17 protein-coding genes are annotated in these 17,554 nt (G+C 73.6%); 8 read left to right on the forward strand and 9 right to left on the reverse strand.

Annotation, left to right across the window (positions count from 1 at the left end; translation table 11 throughout):
- Positions 1 to 6: 6 nt before the first annotated feature.
- Positions 7 to 1,161, forward strand: a complete 1,155-nt coding sequence (locus tag EFE23_RS18550) for an acyl-CoA dehydrogenase family protein (RefSeq protein ID WP_123242218.1) — start codon at positions 7 to 9, stop codon at positions 1,159 to 1,161.
- Positions 1,158 to 2,333, forward strand: coding sequence for a TetR/AcrR family transcriptional regulator (locus EFE23_RS18555; protein ID WP_158675884.1), 1,176 nt, complete (start codon positions 1,158 to 1,160; stop codon positions 2,331 to 2,333). The genes EFE23_RS18550 and EFE23_RS18555 overlap by 4 nt, the downstream gene beginning before the upstream one ends.
- A 49-nt stretch (positions 2,334 to 2,382) precedes the next feature.
- Here EFE23_RS18555 and EFE23_RS18560 read toward each other — a convergent pair whose 3' ends face one another.
- Genes EFE23_RS18560 through EFE23_RS18570 form a run of 3 tightly spaced genes read right to left on the reverse strand, consistent with a single transcriptional unit; the run spans position 2,383 to position 6,219 of the window.
- On the reverse strand, positions 2,383 to 3,801 hold the full coding sequence (locus EFE23_RS18560) for an MFS transporter (protein ID WP_123242200.1): 1,419 nt from the start codon (positions 3,799 to 3,801) through the stop codon (positions 2,383 to 2,385).
- Between the two features lie 26 nt (positions 3,802 to 3,827).
- Positions 3,828 to 5,375 carry an AMP-binding protein gene (locus EFE23_RS18565; RefSeq protein ID WP_123242201.1) on the reverse strand — a complete coding sequence of 516 codons (1,548 nt, stop codon included), beginning with the start codon at positions 5,373 to 5,375 and terminating at the stop codon, positions 3,828 to 3,830.
- A gap of 16 nt (positions 5,376 to 5,391) precedes the next feature.
- Entirely contained in the window at positions 5,392 to 6,219 is an 828-nt protein-coding gene (locus tag EFE23_RS18570; protein WP_123242202.1) for a fumarylacetoacetate hydrolase family protein, read from the reverse strand.
- A gap of 161 nt (positions 6,220 to 6,380) precedes the next feature.
- On the opposite strand from EFE23_RS18570, the gene EFE23_RS18575 reads away from it, so the two are divergent.
- From EFE23_RS18575 to EFE23_RS18585, 3 genes are all read left to right on the forward strand, one after another.
- A complete protein-coding gene (locus EFE23_RS18575) occupies positions 6,381 to 8,438 on the forward strand; it encodes a hydantoinase/oxoprolinase family protein (RefSeq protein ID WP_123242203.1) in 2,058 nt (685 codons plus the stop codon).
- Between the two features lies 1 nt (position 8,439).
- A complete protein-coding gene (locus EFE23_RS18580; protein WP_123242204.1) occupies positions 8,440 to 10,185 on the forward strand; it encodes a hydantoinase B/oxoprolinase family protein in 1,746 nt (581 codons plus the stop codon).
- Between the two features lie 125 nt (positions 10,186 to 10,310).
- Positions 10,311 to 11,000: a GntR family transcriptional regulator gene (locus EFE23_RS18585; protein WP_158675885.1), complete on the forward strand. Its 690-nt coding sequence runs from the start codon at positions 10,311 to 10,313 to the stop codon at positions 10,998 to 11,000.
- 29 nt (positions 11,001 to 11,029) lie between these two features.
- Here EFE23_RS18585 and EFE23_RS29015 read toward each other — a convergent pair whose 3' ends face one another.
- Both EFE23_RS29015 and EFE23_RS29020 read right to left on the reverse strand, forming a co-directional pair.
- Complete coding sequence (locus tag EFE23_RS29015; protein ID WP_233601054.1) at positions 11,030 to 11,350, reverse strand: GYD domain-containing protein; 321 nt, start codon at positions 11,348 to 11,350, stop codon at positions 11,030 to 11,032.
- A 1-nt stretch (position 11,351) separates the two neighbouring features.
- Positions 11,352 to 11,573, reverse strand: a complete 222-nt coding sequence (locus EFE23_RS29020) for a hypothetical protein (protein WP_233601055.1) — start codon at positions 11,571 to 11,573, stop codon at positions 11,352 to 11,354.
- A gap of 84 nt (positions 11,574 to 11,657) precedes the next feature.
- Between EFE23_RS29020 and EFE23_RS18595 the strand changes: the two genes are divergently transcribed.
- Positions 11,658 to 11,843: a hypothetical protein gene (locus EFE23_RS18595; protein WP_123242207.1), complete on the forward strand. Its 186-nt coding sequence runs from the start codon at positions 11,658 to 11,660 to the stop codon at positions 11,841 to 11,843.
- A gap of 33 nt (positions 11,844 to 11,876) precedes the next feature.
- Here EFE23_RS18595 and EFE23_RS18600 read toward each other — a convergent pair whose 3' ends face one another.
- Together EFE23_RS18600 and EFE23_RS18605 are read right to left on the reverse strand one after the other, a co-directional pair.
- On the reverse strand, positions 11,877 to 12,860 hold the full coding sequence (locus EFE23_RS18600) for an aldo/keto reductase (RefSeq protein ID WP_123242208.1): 984 nt from the start codon (positions 12,858 to 12,860) through the stop codon (positions 11,877 to 11,879).
- Positions 12,861 to 12,924: 64 nt separating this feature from the next.
- Positions 12,925 to 13,674 carry an SDR family oxidoreductase gene (locus tag EFE23_RS18605; protein WP_123242209.1) on the reverse strand — a complete coding sequence of 250 codons (750 nt, stop codon included), beginning with the start codon at positions 13,672 to 13,674 and terminating at the stop codon, positions 12,925 to 12,927.
- Between the two features lie 102 nt (positions 13,675 to 13,776).
- Here EFE23_RS18605 and EFE23_RS18610 point away from each other — a divergent pair, with 102 nt between their 5' ends.
- A complete protein-coding gene (locus EFE23_RS18610; protein ID WP_123242210.1) occupies positions 13,777 to 14,625 on the forward strand; it encodes a helix-turn-helix transcriptional regulator in 849 nt (282 codons plus the stop codon).
- On the opposite strand, the gene EFE23_RS18615 is transcribed toward EFE23_RS18610, so the two are convergent.
- Positions 14,610 to 15,464 carry an aldo/keto reductase gene (locus EFE23_RS18615; RefSeq protein WP_123242219.1) on the reverse strand — a complete coding sequence of 285 codons (855 nt, stop codon included), beginning with the start codon at positions 15,462 to 15,464 and terminating at the stop codon, positions 14,610 to 14,612. The two genes, EFE23_RS18610 and EFE23_RS18615, sit on opposite strands and share 16 nt — an antisense overlap.
- A gap of 8 nt (positions 15,465 to 15,472) precedes the next feature.
- Entirely contained in the window at positions 15,473 to 16,501 is a 1,029-nt protein-coding gene (locus EFE23_RS18620) for a LysR family transcriptional regulator (protein ID WP_123242220.1), read from the reverse strand.
- A gap of 39 nt (positions 16,502 to 16,540) precedes the next feature.
- Here EFE23_RS18620 and EFE23_RS18625 point away from each other — a divergent pair, with 39 nt between their 5' ends.
- A complete protein-coding gene (locus tag EFE23_RS18625; RefSeq protein WP_123242211.1) occupies positions 16,541 to 17,353 on the forward strand; it encodes a serine hydrolase in 813 nt (270 codons plus the stop codon).
- Positions 17,354 to 17,554: the final 201 nt, after the last annotated feature.

A 17,554-nucleotide genomic window follows, 5' to 3' on the forward strand; every position in this document is an offset into this window, starting at 1 on the left:
GCCCCGATGAGACGGAGCCTGTTCGAGACGGAGCACCAGGCCTACCGGGCCGGCGTGCGGGTCCTGCTGGAGCAGGAGGTCGTGCCGCACTACCCGCAGTGGGAGCGGGACGGGGCCACCCCGCGCGAGCTGTTCCCCAAGCTCGGCGCGCTCGGCGCGCTCGGCTTCGGGGTGCCGCGGCGGTTCGGCGGCACCGGCATCACCGACTTCCGGTACAACGCCGTCCTGCAGGAGGAGGGGGCCCGGCTGGCGGTGGCGCCGGCCGTGCTCGGCGCCAGCGTGCAGGCCGACGTCTGCCTGCCGTACTTCCTCGACCTGGCCGACGAGGCGCAGCGCGCGCGCTGGCTGCCGGGCATCACCGCCGGCCGGCTGGTCACCGCCGTCGCGATGACCGAGCCGGGCGCCGGCTCCGACCTGTCCGCCATCCGGATGACCGCGATCCGCGACGGCGACCACTACGTGCTCGACGGCGCGAAGGCGTTCCCCGCGACCGGCGTCCCCGCCGACCTGCTGATCGTCGCGGTCCGCACCGGCGAGCACCCGCAGCGGGGGCTCAGCCTGATCGTGGTCGACCGGGACACCCCCGGCGTCGCCCGCGAGCGCCGGCTGAAGAAGGTCGGCCGGCAGACTCAGGACATGGTCGAACTCACCTTCACCGGGGCTCGCGTCCCGGCGGCCAACCTGCTCGGCGGCGAGGGCGAGGGCTTCGCCGGGCTGAACCGCAACCTCGCCCAGGAGCGCCTCTCCGGGGCCGTGGCGGCGATCGCCCAGGCCGCGGCGGCCGTGCGGCGCACCACCGAGTACGTCCGCGAGCGCCGGGTGTTCGGCAACCCGATCGGCGCCCTGCAGCAGCCCCGCTCCTCGCTCGCCGAACTGGCCACCGAGATCGACGTCATCCAGGCGTACATCGACCTGTGCGTGCTCGCCCTCAACGCGGGGGAGTTGGACCCGGTCGACGCGGCCAAGGCCAGGTGGTGGGCCACCGAGGTGCAGGGCCGGGTCATGGACACCTGCGTCCAGCTGCACGGCGGCTACACCTACCTGACCGGGTACTGCATCGCCCGCGCCTGGCTGGACTCCCGCGTCGCGCGCAGCTCGGGCGGCACCAGCAAGATCATGAAGGAGATCATCGCCCGGTCGCTGCGGCAGGGCGAGCCGTGACCGCGTACGCCACCCCGCCGCGCGGCACCCGGCCCCGCAACCGCCGGGAGCTCATCCTGGCCGCCGCCACCGACCTGTTCCACCGCCGTGGCTACGGCCAGCTCACCATGGGCGACCTGGCCGAGGCGGTCGGCGTCGGGCCGTCCGCTCTCTACCGGCACGTCTCCGGCAAACAGCAACTGCTGCGTGAGGTGCTCACCGGCGGTCTCGCCCCGGTGCGCGCGTTGCTGGCCGACCTCGACCTGACCGACCGGGCGACCGCCCTGCGCCGGCTCGGGTCCCTCGCCCTCGACCACCGGCAGCTCGGCCTGCTCTGGCAGCGGGAGGCCCGGCACCTGACCCCCGGGGACCGCACCGCGTTCCGCGCCGAGCTGCACGAGGTCGGCGCGCTGCTCACCCGGCAGGTGCGGGTCGTCCGGCCGGCCCTCGACCCGGCCGCCGCCGAGCTGCTCGCCTGGGCCATGATCAGCGTTCTGACCAGCGTCTCCTTCCACCGGATCGACCTGCCCCGGCCGGACTACGACGACCTGCTCGCGCAGCTGTGCGGGGCGGTGCTGGACGCGCCGCTGCCGGACCCGGGCACGTCGCCGCCCGCACCGGAGCCGGCCGGTCTGGTGCCGGCCTCGCGGCGCGAGGCGCTGCTCATCGAGGCGGTGCGAATGTTCGCCGCGCACGGCTACACCGAGGTCGGCATCGAGGAGATCGCCGCCGCCGTGGGCATCGCCGGGCCGAGCGTCTACCACCACTTCCCGAGCAAGGCCGACCTGCTGGTCACCGCCCTGCGGCGCGGGGCGGGCGTGCTGCTCACCGACGTCGCCACCGCCTACCGCACGGCCCACGACGCCGCCGACGGGCTGCGCGTGCTCGTCCGCGGCTACGTCGGCTTCACCCAGGCCCAACACGACCTCGTCGACCTGCTGATCACCGAGGTGGAGCACCTGCCCGAGGTCGAGCGGGGCAACAGCCGGCAGGCCCAGCACGAGTACATCGGCGAGTGGGTGCACCTGCTGCGCGCCGACCGCCCCGGGCTCGACCCGGCCGCCGCGCGGGTCCGGGTGCAGGCCGTGCTGAGCGTGGCCAACGACGCCGCCCGCACCCGGCGGGTGCGCGCGTACCCGGTGCTGCCGGCGGCGCTGGAGGCCATCGCCGTACACCTGCTCCGGCTGCCCTGAACAGGGGATCTGCCCGGTCACCGCGGCACCCGGTGACCGGGCAGAAGCATCAGCGCGAGATCTCCTCCAGCGGCCGCCGGCGGGTCTCGATGCCCGCCACCATGACCACCGCGAGCGCGACGGCGCAGGCGAGCGCGAAGGACAGGAAGACCGCCCCGGCGCCGAGGCTGGTGCCGAGCAGCCCGCCGACGAGCAGCGGGGAGAGGATGCTGGCCAGCCGGTTGACGCTGCTGCACGCCGAGGTCGCCCAGGCCCGCATCCGGGTCGGGTACAGCTCGGCGGTGTAGAGGTAGAGGGTGCTGGTCGGTGCGGTGGCGCCGACGGCGAACACCGCCGCCGTGGCGAGCAGCATCGGCCAGGCGTGCACCCCGAGCACGCCGACCCCGACGAAGCCCACCAGCGCGCCGGCCGTCATGATGACGAATCCCCAGGTCAGCAGCGGCTTGCGGCCGACCCGGTCGGCCAGGAACGCGGTCACGTAGACCATCGCCAGCTGCAGCACGCCGACCAGCACGGTCAGCCCCAGCGCCTGGGTGGTCGCCAGGCCGCCGACCCGCACGTACAGCGTGGGCATCCACACCGCGTACCCGTAGCCGACGAAGAAGGCCAGGAACCAGATCGCCGCCAGCATCAGCGTGCGCCGGCGGTACGCGGGCGCGAACAGCTCGCCCAGCCGGAGCCGGCCGGCGGCGGGCGCCGCCGGCGCGGCCTGCGGCGGGGCCAGGACCACCCCGCGCGCCGTGGCCTCCCGCTCCATCCGGGCCACGTACCCCTCGGCCTCCGCCCGCCGGCCCCGCTCGGCCAGCCAGCGCGCCGACTCCGGCAGCCGGAACCAGGCGTACGCGGCGACGAGGACCGGCAGCGCGCCGACCGCCAGCAGCACCCGCCAGCCCGCGTCCTCGCCGAAGCCGCGCAGCGCGACGATCCCGACGACCGGGGCCGCGAGCAGTCCCCAGTTGAAGGTGGACTGGTAGGCCACGGCGACCCGGCCCCGGTTGCGGGCGCCCAGGTACTCGTTGATGAGCGTCGCCGCCACCGGCACCTCGGCGCCGAGGCCGATGCCCTGCACCGCGCGGAGCACGCCGAGGCTCGGGGCGCTCCAGGCGAGGGCGCACACCGCGGAGAGGACGCCGAAGGTGAGCAGCGACAGCAGGAACGCCGGCCGGCGGCCGAACCGGTCGGCCAGCGCCCCGATGACCAGCGCGCCGAGGAACTGGCCCAGGTAGCCGGCGGCGACCAGGATGCCGGCCTGCCCGGTGCTGATGTCGAAGTACGCGATGACCACGGTCAGGATGACCGCGATGCTGGTCGAGTCGAACCCGTCGAAGAAGGTGCCGACGCCGAGCGTGCCGGCGAGCCGGTAGTGGAACCGGCCCAGCGGGATGCGCTCGATGCGGGCCGGGATGTCGGTGGCCGTCGCCGTCGCGACGGCCGGCTCAGTCTGTTGAAGCCGACCTCTCTGTGCCATCGGGGACTCCTCGTGCTGGCATTGCCCTAGACCCGCCGCGCCTGCCCGGCCCAGTACTCCTCGCGCAGGTCGCGCTTGAGCACCTTGCCGACGGCCGACCGGGGAAGTTGACGGAACATGACCTCCTTCGGGGCTTTGACGCTGCCGACCCGCTCCCGGCACAGGGCGATGAGTTCCGCGGCGTCGACCTCGGCGCCGGGCTTGAGCTCGACGACCGCGGTGACGCGCTCGCCCCACTTCTCGTCCGGCAACCCGATCACGGCGCAGTCCTTCACCGCCGGATGGGACCAGATGACCTGCTCGACCTCGCTGGGGAAGACGTTGAAGCCGCCGGAGATGATCAGGTCCCGCTTGCGGTCCACGATGTACAGGTAGCCGTCGTCGTCGAGGTAGCCGACGTCCCCGGTGGCCTGCCAGCCGCCGTCGAGCCGGACCGCGGCGGTCTGTTCGGGGTCGTGCAGGTAGCCGCTCATCCGCAGCGAGCTGCGGACCACGATCTCGCCGGGCGCACCGGCCGGGGCGGGGCCGTCGTCGCCCAGCACGGCGACGTTCGCCACGACGGTCTGCCGCCCGCAGCTGGCCAGCCGCCGGTGCAGCGCCGGGTCGGCCAGGGCCTCGGCGTGCTCCTCCGGGCTGAGGAAGGTGCACATCATCGGCAGCTCGGTCTGGCCGTAGAACTGGGCCATCACCGGCCCGAAGACGTCCAGCGCCTCCTTGAGCTTCTCCACCGACATGGGTGCGGCGCCGTAGAGGAACCAACGCAGGCTCGACAGGTCCCGCCGGCGGACGTCGGGGTCGGCGAGCAGGGCGTAGATCGCCGTCGGCGGCAGGAACAGCCGGGTGACCCGGTGCCGCTCGATCGACGCCAGGATCTCGCCCGGCACGACGCCGGCGTGCACCACGTTGGTGCCGCCCATGCTGAGCACCGGGAACACGGCGGCGCCGGCGGCGTGCGTCATCGGCGCGGCGACCAGGTGCACCGGGTGCCGTTCCGGCATGTGCGCGTGGAACCCGGCGAGCATCGTGGCGAAGGCGCGGTGCGAGACCCGCACCACCTTCGACCGCCCGGTGGTGCCGCCGGTGCCGATCAGCGCGGCGATCGCCTCCTCGTCCAGCGGGGGCAGGGGCACCCGGCTGCGCACCGGCGCCAGCCAGCTCTCCAGCGTCGGGTCGTCGCCGGCCGGCTCGTCGATGGCCACGAAGTGCTCGATGGACGGCACGGCCGCGCGGAGCTGCTCCACCGCGGTCCCGGCCGCGTAGAGCAGGGCCCGGGCCTCGACGGTACGCAGCAGGGTGGCGATCTCCTCCGGCGTGGACCGGGCGTTGACCGTCACCCAGGTGCAGCCGGCCCGCAGCACCCCGAGCACGCACGGGAAGACGGTCGGCGAGTTGGGGCTGGCCACCGCGACCGGGGCGCCCGGCGGCAGGCCCACCCGGTGCAGGGCCGCCGCCACCCGGTGGGTGAGCGCCTCCGCCTCGGCGTACGTCACCGCGCCGGTCCCGTCCGGGCGGACGAACGCGACGCCGTCGGGGTTGATCCGTACGCCGCGGTCGAAGAACTCGATCAGGTGCATCGGGACTCCCCTCGGCTCAGCCGGCGACGCACCGGTTGGCCTGCTCGCCGAGGCCGCTGATCGCGGTCCGCAGGGTCTGGCCGGCGGCGAGGAAGACCGGCGGCTTGCGGGCCGCGCCGATCCCGGCCGGCGTGCCGGTGGCGATCAGGTCACCGGGCACCAGGGTGATGATCGAGCTGACGTACGCGATGATCTCGCCGACCGGGAAGAGCAGCTCGTCGGTGCCGGCCTTCTGCATGACCGTGTCGTCCACGGCGCAGGTCATGTCCAGCGCCCGGGCGTGGTCGACCTCGTCGGGCGTGACCAGGAACGGCCCCACCGGGGTGGACGCCTCGAACGTCTTGCCCTGCAGGAACTGCGACGTACGCAGCTGCCAGTCGCGCATGCTGACGTCGTTGACGATCGTGTAGCCGGCCACCGCGGCCAGCGCCTCCTCGGCGTCCGCGTGCCGGACCGGGCTGCCGATGACCACCCCGAGCTCGACCTCCCAGTCGACCGCGCGGGACTGCGGCGGCAGCACGATGTCGTCGTACGCGCCGATCAGGCTGCGGCTGTACTTGGCGAAGATGGTCAGGTGCTCCGGCGTCGGCAGCCCCACCTCGGCGATGTGCGAGGCGTAGTTGACGCCGACGCAGATGATCTTTTCCGGGTGGGGCGTGAGCGGGGCGAAGTCGGCCTCGGCCAGCGGCACCGAGGGCGAGGTCGGCTCGGCGGCCCGCTCCCGCCAGTCGGCGCCGGAGGCGAGCAGCTCCCCGACGTCCCGGTACGGCAGGAGGACCACCTCGCCGTCCGCCACCCTGCCCGCCTGCGTCTCCCCGTCCCGGCGGAGCGTGGTCAGTCGCATGCTCTGTCCTTTCTGGCCGCCGGGCGGCAGCGCTGCCGGCGACGGACGAGGATTGATCGACGTCTGCACATGCTTGAAGGTGAACTGTAGACTACGAAGCGCGATCTGGATACAGTTGCGGCGCAATCGGATGCAGGGTCACGACTGTCGAAGGAGACGACATGCCGATCAGGGCGGCGGTCGACATCGGAGGGACCTTCACCGATGTGGTCGCGTACCACGAGCAGACCGGCGAACTGCTGCTGGGCAAGGCGCTCAGCACCCCGCGCGACCTGATCCAGGGGGTGTTCGACGGGCTCGCCGCCGCCGACGTCCCGCTGGACGAGATCGCCTTCCTCATCCACGGCAGCACGATCGTGGTGAACGCGCTGATCGAACGCCGGGGCGCGCGGACCGCCCTGGTCACCACGGCCGGGTTCCGCGACGTCTACGAGATCGGCCGGATCAACCGCCCGGACGCCTTCAACCTCTCCTTCACCCGGCACCGGCCGCTCGTACCCCGGGAGATGGTCTTCGAGGTCCCGGAGCGGATCGCCGCCGACGGCACGGTGATGCGCCCGCTGGACGAGCAGCGCGCCCGGTCGGTGGCCCGCAAGCTGGCCGCGCAGGGCGTCGAGGCGGTGGCCGTCGCCCTCCTGCACGCCTACCGCAACCCGGCGCACGAGCGCCGGCTCGGCCAGATCCTCCGCGAGGAACTGCCCGGCGCCTACGTGACGCTGTCGCACGAGATCAGCCGCGAGTACCGCGAGTTCGAACGCACCTCGACGGTCGTCGCCAACGCCTTCGTCGGGCCGATCGTCAGCGCCTACCTCGGCCGCCTCGACCAGCGGCTACGCCAGGGCGGCGCGCGGACCGCCGTGGCGGTCATGCAGTCCAACGGCGGCGTCTCCGACGTGGCCACCGCCTCGACCCAGTGCGTGCAGATGCTGGAATCCGGACCGGCCGGGGGAGTGGTCGGCACCATCGCGCTCTGCGAAGCCCTCGGCTACCGCGAGGCGATCGCCTTCGACATGGGCGGCACCACCGCCAAGTCCGCCGTCATCCGGGACCTCACCTTCCCCGTCGCCAGCGACTACTTCCTGGGCGGCTACCGGACCGGCCTGCCCATCCGGATCCCCTGCCTGGACATCGTCGAGATCGGCACCGGCGGCGGCAGCGTCGCGTGGCTCGACGAGGCCGGCGGCATCCACGTCGGCCCGCGCAGCGCCGGCGCCGAGCCCGGTCCCGCCTGCTTCGGGCGGGGCGGCACCGAACCGACCATCACCGACGCCGCCGTCGTCCTCGGCCACCTGGCGCCCGACGGCCGGCTCTCCGGCGACCTGCCGATCGACGGGGACGCCGCGCACCGGGTGGTCCAGGCCCTCGCGCACCGGCTCGGCCTGGACACCGTCACCGCGGCCGCCGGGATCATCGCCATCGGCGCCGCCGCCATGGCCAACGCGGTCCGCGCCGTCACCACCGAGCGGGGCCTGGACCCGCGCGACTTCGCCCTGTTCGCGTACGGCGGCAACGGGCCGCTGCACATCTCCCTGGTCGCCCGCGAGCTGGGCGTCACCCGGGTGGTGATCCCGCCGGTCCCGGCCGTCTTCTCCGCGCTCGGCATGCTCATGGCCGACGCCCGGCTCGACCTGGTGCAGACGCGGGTGCGGACGCTCGGCAGCACCGAACCCGGCGAGATCGAGCAGGCGTACCGGACGCTGGAGGCCGAGTGCGCGCAACAGCTGCACGACAGCGCGATCGGCTTCGACCAGGTCGAGTTCCTGCGCGCCGCCGACATGCGCTATGTCGGCCAGGAGCACACCGTGACGCTGCCCGCGCCGCCGCTGCCCGCCACCGCCGGCGGCGACGACGCGCTCCGGCGGGCCTTCGACGCGGCCCACGAGCAGCGCTACAGCCACAGCGCCCCCGGGGAACCCGCCCAGGTGGTGAGCCTGCGGGTGTCGGCGGTCGGCAAGCTCAGCAAGCCGGACGTGCCGAAGGTGACCGCCGGGGACCTCACCCCACCCGCACCGGCCCGCACCGGCACCCGCGACGTGGTCTTCGACCCGGCCGACGGCGGGGTGCCCACCGCCGTGTACGACCGCGCGCGGCTGCTCGCCGGCAACCGGATCGCCGGCCCGGCCGCGATCGAGGAACCGACCACCACCACGCTGCTACGCCCGGGCGACACGGCCCGGGTCGACGAATTCGGGAACCTCCTGGTCGAGATCGGAGGCTGAGATGGTCGACCCGATCACCGCGGAGATCATCCGTGCCGGCTTCGTCTCCATCACCGAGGAGATGAAGACCAACCTGATGCGGACCGCGTACAACCTCATCATCTACGAGGCTCAGGACTTCACCGTCGGGCTGTTCGACGCCGCCGGCGACCCCGTCTCGATCGGCCTCGGCCTGCCGATGTTCATGGGCGGCCTCTCCGACGCCATCAAGGCCAAGCTGGCCTTCTACGGCCCCGACGGGATGAAGCCCGGCGACATCCTGCTCACCAACGACGCCTACATCGTGGGCAGCCACCTCAACCACATGATCTTCACCCTGCCGATCTTCCACGACGGCGAGCTGGTCGCCTTCGCCTCGTCCATGGCGCACTGGATCGACGTGGGCGGCGTGCTCGGCGGCACCACCACCGACATCTACGCCGAGGGCCTCCAGGTCCCGATCGTGAAGATCTTCAAGGAGGGCGTCCAGGACGACGAGCTGACCCGGCTGATCGCCACCAACGTCCGCTTCCCCGACCTCGCCATGGGCGACCTGCGGGCGCAGATCGCCGCCATCCGCACCGGCGAGGTCCGGATGCGCGCCATGCTCGACCGCTACGGCGTCGCGGCGGTGAAGGCGAGCATCGCCGAGCTGTTCCGGCGCAGCGAGGAACTGGCCCGCCGGGCGGTCACCCGCATCCCCGACGGCGAGTACGCCGCCGAGGCGTACATGGACGACGACGGGGTCAACCCCGGCCGCCGGATCCCGGTCCGGGTCCGGGTACGCGTCGACGGCGACACCTTCACCGTCGATCTCAGCGGGATGAGTCCCCAGGTGGCCGGCTACTTCAACTCCGGCGCGACCGCCGGCCGCTCGGCCGCCCAGGTGGCGTTCAAGTGCCTCACCTCGTCGCTCGAATCGCCCATCAACTCCGGCTCGCTGCGGCCGCTGGAGGTGATCCTGCCGCCGGGCACCGTGGTCAGCGCCACCAAGCCGGCGGCCATGCGGTGGTGGATGACGTACCCGATGACCGTGGTCGACTGCGTCTTCCGGGCGATGGCCGACGTGCTGCCCGACGCCTGCGTCGCCGGCCACCACGCCGAACTCGGCATGACCCACACCTACGGCGTCGACCAGCGCACCGGCCGGTTCTTCCAGTTCGTCGGCGGGCCCCAGGGCGGCGGCTGGGGCGCCACCTCCCGGGCCGACGGCCAGAACGCCACGATCTGCGTCAACGACGGCGACACCCACAACGCGCCGGTCGAGGTGCTCGAGGTGAAGTACCCGATGGTCACCGTCGACGAGTACGCCCTGCGCGAGGACTCCGGCGGCCCCGGCCGGCGCCGGGGCGGCCTCGGCACCCGGCTGCGGGTGCGCCTGCGTACGCCCGCGCACGTGGACACCTGGATCGAGCGCACCGCGTGCGCGCCGTGGGGGCTGGCCGGCGGCGGGGACGCCGCGCCGAACCGGGTGTGGGTCGAGCGGGCCGACGGCGAGCCGGTCCGGTTCGACAACGGCAAGGTGACCGGGTTCGCGCTCGCCGCCGGGGACAGCCACGTGGTGGAACTCGGCGGCGGCGGGGGCTTCGGGTCACCGTACGAGCGCCCGGTCGAGGAGGTCCTGGCCGACGTGCGGGCCGGTTACGTCTCGGTGGCCGCCGCCCGCAGCGCGTACGGCGTGGCGGTGGTGGCGGACGGCAGCGGCGGGTTCACCGTGGACCGGGCGGCGACCGAGGCGCTGCGCGGCGCGCCCGACCCCGGCGTATGACCCGAAATGCCACCACCCTCAATGTATTCACGAATTAGGGAGATGCGTACAATCGATCACGCTGCGTTGTGTCGTCCGGGGAGGTGCCCGACTCGATGGGTTCGGTGAATGGCCCGGGCGGTGCGATGACCGCAGACGACCGGGCGGGCAACGGCGCCGGGACACGCTCGGTCTACGACGCGCTGCGCCGCCTCATCCTCGACGGTGAACTGCCGCCCGGCGCGGAGATCTCCCAGCCGGAGCTGAGCCGGCGGCTCGCCGTGAGCCGCACCCCGCTGCGCGAGGCGCTGCGCCTGCTGGAACGGGAGCGGCTGGTCGTCGACACCGGCCCCTACCGGTCGACCCGGGTCAGCTCACTGAGCCCCGCCGACCTCGACGAGCTCTACTCCCTGCGGGTCATGGGGGAGGGGCTGGCGATCTGGCTGACCGTGCCGATGCTGCGCGCCGCGGACATCGAGCGGCTGGAGCAGGACGCCGCGCTGACCGCCGCCGGCGACCCCGAGGCCCACCGCCGCTTCCACGCCGGCCTGCGGATCGGCGCCGGGCCCCGGCTGGCCGAGCACCTCGAACAACTCTCCGACCACGCCGAGCGGTACCAGCGCTCCTTCGTCCAGTACGAGCCCGACCGGGAGTTCGTCGCCGCGAAGCTGGCCGAGCACCGGGAGATCGTGGCCGCCTGCGCGGCCGGCGACCGGCAACGGGCCCGGGAGCTGCTCGTCGATCACATCGCCGGCACCGCGATGGCCCTGATGACCGCGGAGCGGCACGCGCCGTTCACGCTGCCGTCCGCCGTGGAGATGGCGAAGGGCCGCTGACCCGCCGGCCGGCCCCGGTCGGCGGTGGGTCACTCGCCCGGCGGCGTGTAGCCGATCGGCATCCGGGCCGCCTCGTCCACCTCCGCCGGGCTCAGCAGCGGGGTGACCTGCACCCGCAGGCCGCGCGCCGCGCCGATCGCGATCGCCAAGGCGGCGGCGGCCCGGTGGTCCGGCAGGTCGCAGAGGACGTAGGTGTCCCGGTCGGCGAAGGCGAAGTGCAGCGAGCTCAGCTGCCCGCCGGCGTTCTCCACCAGGGCGCGTACCACCTCGGCACGTCTGGTGCCGCCGTCCTGAATCAGCCCCTTGAGCCCTTCGGCGGTGTACGTCGACTGCAACAGGAACGTGGGCACGTCACCGGTTCCCCTGCCGCTGGATTCGCTGGCCGCCCTCGACCCTGGCCCGGCCGTGGTCACGTTCGGTGCCCGACGTCCCGGTCGCCGCACGCAGGTGCCGGCGCTCCGGCGAGCGCTCCACCTCGGAACCCTGCCGGCCCCGGGCGCCGCTGCCCGAATGCCGTCCCGCCCGCGCCGACTCGCCGCCCGGATCATGCTTGTTCTGCTTGTGGCTACCCATGCCGCGCGGGTACCCGGTGGGTGGACGCCTAGTCCTGGCCCTGCTGCCACACTGGGAGCGGCAGCTCACCTGGAGGGGGCCGGGATGCGGTGGTTACTCGTCCTGATCGTCATCGCGCTCGCGGTGTGGCTGTGGCGCCGCACCCGGCGGGCCCCGCTCGACGGCGACCGCGAACTGCGCGACCTGCGCGCGTCGAGCGAGGCCCGCCGCCGGCTCGACGACCAGCGCAGCCGGGAGGACCGGGGCGGCGTGGGCGGCTGGAGCCTCTGAGCACCTCACCCCGCACGCCGCCGCATGCCGGCGTCAGCGCGCGCTGTACAGCCGGGCCCGCTGCTCCGGGCTGAGCTCCAGGTCGACCGCGGCGAGGCTCTCCTCCAGCTGTGCCACCGACGAGAAGCCGACCAGCGGGATCGTCGCCACCTCGCTGCCCAGCAGCCAGGCCAGCACCACCTGGTTGACCGTGGCGCCGGTCTCCGCCGCCACCGCCCGCAACGCGGCCAGCCGGGCCGGCGTGCTCGGCAGCTGGTACTCCGCGCCCAGCCGCTCCGGCCGGGCGTACGCGCCCTTGAGCAGCGGCGAGTAGGCGACCAGGGTGAGCTGCGGCTCAGCCCGCAGGTAGCTGGCCAGATCGGGGCCGACGAAGCCCACGTCGCCGTCCGGGTCCAGCTCGCTGGGCAGGTCCAGCCGGGGCGGCAGGTAGCTGCGGTGGTACTGGAGCACCTCGTACCCGGGCAGCCCGTCCGCCGCCGCGATCGCCCGGGCCCGCTCCACCCGCCAGGCGCGGTGGTTGCTCGCGCCCAGCAGCCCGACCGTGCCCTCGGCGACCAGCTCCGCGAAGCCCTCCACGGTCTCCCGCAGCGGGACCGTCCGGTCCTCGATGTGCGCGTAGAGCAGGTCGATCCGCTCCACGCCGAGCCGTTCCCGGCTGCGCTCGGCCGACTCGCGGATCACCTTCGCCGACAGCCCCTCCGGGTTGTCCAGGTAGCTGGTCCCCGGGGCGAGGGGGCGGGCGCCGAGCTTGGTGGCGATCACCACCTCGGCGCCGACGCCCCGGCTGCGCCGCCAGCGGCCCAGCAGTTCCTCGCTCTGCCCGCCCTGGCCCCCGTCCTGCCAGAAGGCGTAGTTGTCCGAGGTGTCGATAAAGGTGCCGCCGGCCTCGACGTACCGGTCGAGGATGGCGTACGAGGTGGCCTCGTCGGTGGCGCTGCCGAAGAGCATCGCGCCGAGGCTGAGCACGCTGACCTCGCGGCGGGTGGCCGGATCGGTGCCGATGGTGCGGTAACGCATGGATTCCTCCCCGTCGAAACGATGCGGCCACCCTCCACCTTCGAGTACACGCGAAGTCAACGCCTTACCAGGGCAGCACGCCGTACCCGCCGCCGGCGTCCATCTGGTAGCCCCAGAGCAACCCGCTCGGCCCGTCCGCCGGCAGCGTCGCCAGGTGCACGCTCACCTCCGCGCCCTGCTCCGGCGTGCGGAAGCCGCTGTGGTGGTTGAGGTCGGTGGCGCAGTAGCCGGGATTGGCGGCGTTGACCCGGATGGGGGTGTCCCGCAGCTCCTTGGCGTACATCGCGGTGATCATGTTCAGCGCCGTCTTCGAGGACGGGTACGGCACCGAGGTCAGCTCGAAGAGAGCACCCCGCGGGTCGGTCATCACCGCGATCGAACCGACCTCGCTGGAGACGTTCACGATCCGGGCGGCGGGCGCCCGGCGCAGCAGCGGCAGCAGCGCGTTGGTCACCGCCACCACCCCGAACACGTTCGTCTCGTACACCTCGCGCAGCGTGGCGAGGGTCGTCTCGCTGGGCAGCGCCGTACCGTCGGCCCGGACGATGCCGGCGTTGTTGACCAGCACGTCGAGGTGGCCGTACTCCCGCTCGACCAGCTCGGCCACGGCGGCGGCCGACTTCTCGTCGGTGACGTCCAGCGACACGAACCGGGCATCCACCCCCTCGGCGCGCAGCGTGCGCTCCGCCTCCCGGCCGCGCGTCTCGTCCCGCGCGCCCAGCAGCACCGTCATCCCGCGCGCGCCGAGCTGCCGGGCGGTGGCCAGGCCGATCCCCTTGTTGGCCCCGGTGATCAGGGCGATCGTCGTCGTCATGCGATCGAGGCTGCCGCCGTGGGCCGGCGGCCGGGAGAGACCCGTCGAGGCTGGTACCGGCGGTACCACCTTCGACGGCCCGGGTTGCGGCACGCTGGAGGCATGAGCACGCTGCGCCACGCTGAGCTGGCCGACTTCCTGCGCGCCCGCCGCGCCCGGGTGCGCCCCGCCGAGGTCGGCCTCCCCGAGGGGGTACGCCGCCGCACGCCCGGCCTGCGCCGCCAGGAGGTCGCACAGCTCGCCGGCATCTCCATCGACTACTACATCCGCATCGAGCAGGGCCGGGGCCCGCACCCGTCCCGGCAGGTGCTCGCCGCCCTGGCCCGGGCGCTGCTGCTCAGCCGGAACGAGCGGGCGTACCTGTTCCGGCTCGCCGGGGAGAGCCCGCCGGAGGCGACCGGGCCGAGCCGGGAGGTGCCGGCGGGGCTGCGGCACCTGCTGGACGCGATGACCGACACCCCCGCGTACCTGGTCGACGCCGCGTACGACGTGCTGGCCTGGAACCGGCTCGCCGCGTGGTTCGTCGGCGACCTCACGGCGGTGCCGGTGGGTGACCGGAACATGATCCGCTGGATGTTCCGCCGGGAGGTTCCGGAGTCGTACTGGCGCGACCCGGAGGTGCTCACCTTCGCCCGCACGTCGATCGCCGACCTGCGCGCCGCGTACGGCCGCTACCCGGCCGACCCGGCGCTCGCCGCGCTGGTCACCGAGCTGCTCGGGGTGTCGCCGCGGTTCGCCGCGCTCTGGGCCGAGCACGAGGTGGGGGAGCGCCGGCCGACCGTCAAGCGGGTCACCCACCCGGAGCTGGGACCGCTGGAGTTTGAGTGCCGGGTGCTGCACGTGCCGGAGACCGACCAGCGGCTGATCGTGTACGTCCCGGAGCCGGGCTCGCCGACCCAGGCGGCGTTCCACCGGGTCGGCGAGCGCACGGCCGCTCAGCTGGGCACGTAGTCGAAGGTGTCCGGGTTGGGACCCTGCCGGCCGGCCTCGCCCTTGTCCAGGTTGGTGATCCGGTCCATCGCCGCGCCGTCCAGCTCGAAGTCGAAGATCCGGAAGTTCTCCTCGATCCGGGCCGGCGTGGTCGACTTCGGGAAGACGATGTCACCGCGCTGCACGTGCCAGCGCAGCACCACCTGGGCGGGGGTGCGGCCCACCTGCTCGGCGATGTCGACGACCGTCGGGTCGCCCAGCACGTTGCCCTGGGCGATCGGCGACCACGCCTCGGTGAGGATGTTGTGCGCCCTGCCGTACGCGCGCACCTCCTCGTTGCAGAAGTACGGGTGCACCTCGATCTGGTTCACCGCCGGCACCACGTCCGCCTCGGCGGCCAGCCGCTCCAGGTGCGCCACCTGGAAGTTGGAGACGCCGATCGACTTCACCCGCCCGTCGCGCTGGAACTCCTCCAGCACCTTCCAGGTCGAGACGTAGTCGCCGTCGTAGAGCGTCGGCAGCGGCCAGTGGATCAGGAACAGGTCCAGGTAGTCGAACCGCAACGCCTGCAACGTCTGCTCGAACGCCTTGCGGGCGTCGTCGGGCCGGTGGAAACCGTTGTTGAGCTTGCTGGTGACGAAGACGTCCCGGCGGTCCAGCCCGGAGGCGCGGACCGCCTGCCCGACCTCGGCCTCGTTGCCGTACATCTCGGCGGTGTCGATGTGCCGGTAGCCCACCTCCAGGGCCTTGCCGACGGCCTGGGCGGTGTCCTTCGGGTCGATCTGGAACACCCCGAAACCGAGCTGCGGGATGGTGTTGCCGTCGTTGAGCGAGATGTCGGGAACGGTGTTCGCGGCCATGAAGAGCCTCATCTCCCATCGTCGGGGTTACACCCGGCCTTCCTACCCGCTCGGGTCGGACCATCACGCGACTCTTCGTCCTGGCCGGCCTCGAAGAGCACCGGCCAGGGCCGGGCGGCCGGCGCGAGGGTCGCCGGCCGGGGCGGCCCCGCGTCCACCCCGAGCACCTCCGCCGCGAGCTGCCCGAACATCGGCGCCGCCGGGTGCGCCGCCCGGGCCGGCCAGGCCGCCGAGGTACGCCGTACCAGGGGCGCGCCGACGATCGGCCGCCAGGCGATCCGGGGCTCCCGGCGGGCCGTCGCCGCCGGCTCGACCGCCACCGCCCCACCGGCGAGGACCAGGCCGAACAGGAACTCCGGGTTGCGGGCGTGCCGGACCCGGGCCGGGGTGAACCCGTGCTCCCGGCAGACCGCCAGCACGTGGTCGTGCCAGCCCGGCGCGGTGGCCCGGGGCGCGGTGATCAGGTCCAGCCCGGCCAGGTCGGCCAGCGCCACCTGCCGGGCCCGCGCCGCCGGGGCGTCGCGCGGCAGCAGCACCCCCACCGGCACATCCACGGTGGGGCCCAGGCGCAGCCCCGACCCGGGCACCGGCTGGTGCAGCAGGCCCACGTCGAGCCGGCCCTCGGCGAGCATCCGCACCTGCTCGCCGCTGGTCAGCTCGTGCAGGTCCACGTCGAGGCCGGACGCCCGGGCGGCCAGCCCGTCGAGCAGCGCGCGCAGCGTCACCGCCGGGGTCTCCGGGGGTACGCCGGCCCGCAGCAGCCCCAGCGTGCCCTGCCGTACCTGGTCGATCAGGTTGCGCAGCCGCCGTTCACCGGCCAGCAGCTCGTCGGCCTCGCCGAGCAGCAACTGGCCGGCGGTGGTGAGCCGGACCTGCCGTTGCGACCGGTCGAACAGGACGACGTCCAGCTCCCGCTCCAGGCGTTGGATCGACTGGCTCAGCGGCGGCTGGGCGATCCCCAGCGCCTCGGCGGCCCGCCCGAAGTGGAGCTCCCGGGCGACCACCACGAAGTGCCGTAGGTGCCGCAGCAGGTCCACGTCCCGCACCCTACGCGCGCGCTTCGCTAGCGTGGCGGGGTGGACGTGGACGCACCGGGGCGACAGGTCGCCGTCCGCGCCGACGAGCAGATCGTCATCGCCTCGGTGTTCAAGATCCTGCTGGTGCTGGAGTTCGCCCGGCAGGTCGTCGCCGGTCAGCTCGACCCGGCCGAGCGGGTCCTGGTCGGCGCGGCGGACCGGCTCGGCGGCTGGGGGGTGGCCGGCTGCGCCGACGACGTCGAGGTCTCGCTGCGTGACCTCGCGTACTTCACCATGTCGGTCAGCGACAACACCGCCGCCGATCTGCTGCTGCGCCGGGTCGGCCCGGACGTGCCGCCGATGCTCGCCGCCGAGCTGGGGCTGGCGCGTACCCGGATCCTCGGCGGGCCCCGGCAGCTGGTCGAGCTGATGCTCGCCGACGTGGGCGCCCGCGACGAGGCGGACTTCGCCCGGATCTTCCCCACCGTGAGCGCCGACCGGGTCCGCGCGATGCGGGTCTTCGATCCGGCGCACACCACGTCCAGCACCGCCCGCGAGATCACCCGGCTGCTGGAGCTGATCTGGCGGGACGAGGCCGGGCCGCCCTCCGCCTGCGCGATGGTCCGCGAGCTGATGGCCCGGCAGCTCTTCTGGACCCGGCTGGCCGCCGGCTTCCCGCCCGGTGTCCGGGTCGCCGGGAAGACCGGCAACCTTCCCGGCCTGCACCTGGAGGCCGGGGTCGCCGAATACCCGGACGGCGGCCGGTACGCCGTCCTGGTCCACGCTCGTACCCGGCGGCTGAACGTCCGGCGGATCGACGTCGACCTGGCGATGGGTGCGGCGGCCCGGGTCGCGGTCGAGTCGCTGCGCTGAATTTCCCCGCCAGCAGGGTGCAGCCGGTTCGAGCTGCGGTGATATCCGGTCGGATATGGACCGTGCCGCCGGTCGATCTTGGACAGGGCGGACCGGGCGGTGGTGGGCTGGGCGCACCGATCACCCAGCCACAACGGGGAGGACGCACCATGCCCGCAGACCGTCCGTACGACCGTCGCCGCCTGCTCCGCGACGCCGCGG

The organism is Micromonospora solifontis (genome assembly GCF_003725545.1).
Lineage (GTDB): Bacteria > Actinomycetota > Actinomycetes > Mycobacteriales > Micromonosporaceae > Micromonospora > Micromonospora solifontis.

Excerpts from the sequence above, each read along its gene's own strand:
- EFE23_RS18550 (WP_123242218.1), top strand. The coding sequence starts at position 7 with ATGAGACGGAGCCTGTTCGAGACGGAGCACCAGGCCTACCGGGCCGGC.
- EFE23_RS18560 (WP_123242200.1), bottom strand. The coding sequence starts at position 3,801 with ATGGCACAGAGAGGTCGGCTTCAACAGACTGAGCCGGCCGTCGCGACG.
- EFE23_RS18565 (WP_123242201.1), bottom strand. The coding sequence starts at position 5,375 with ATGCACCTGATCGAGTTCTTCGACCGCGGCGTACGGATCAACCCCGAC.
- EFE23_RS18570 (WP_123242202.1), bottom strand. The coding sequence starts at position 6,219 with ATGCGACTGACCACGCTCCGCCGGGACGGGGAGACGCAGGCGGGCAGG.
- EFE23_RS18575 (WP_123242203.1), top strand. The coding sequence starts at position 6,381 with ATGCCGATCAGGGCGGCGGTCGACATCGGAGGGACCTTCACCGATGTG.
- EFE23_RS18580 (WP_123242204.1), top strand. The coding sequence starts at position 8,440 with ATGGTCGACCCGATCACCGCGGAGATCATCCGTGCCGGCTTCGTCTCC.
- EFE23_RS18585 (WP_158675885.1), top strand. The coding sequence starts at position 10,311 with ATGACCGCAGACGACCGGGCGGGCAACGGCGCCGGGACACGCTCGGTC.
- EFE23_RS29020 (WP_233601055.1), bottom strand. The coding sequence starts at position 11,573 with ATGGGTAGCCACAAGCAGAACAAGCATGATCCGGGCGGCGAGTCGGCG.
- EFE23_RS18595 (WP_123242207.1), top strand. The coding sequence starts at position 11,658 with ATGCGGTGGTTACTCGTCCTGATCGTCATCGCGCTCGCGGTGTGGCTG.
- EFE23_RS18600 (WP_123242208.1), bottom strand. The coding sequence starts at position 12,860 with ATGCGTTACCGCACCATCGGCACCGATCCGGCCACCCGCCGCGAGGTC.
- EFE23_RS18605 (WP_123242209.1), bottom strand. The coding sequence starts at position 13,674 with ATGACGACGACGATCGCCCTGATCACCGGGGCCAACAAGGGGATCGGC.
- EFE23_RS18610 (WP_123242210.1), top strand. The coding sequence starts at position 13,777 with ATGAGCACGCTGCGCCACGCTGAGCTGGCCGACTTCCTGCGCGCCCGC.
- EFE23_RS18615 (WP_123242219.1), bottom strand. The coding sequence starts at position 15,464 with ATGGCCGCGAACACCGTTCCCGACATCTCGCTCAACGACGGCAACACC.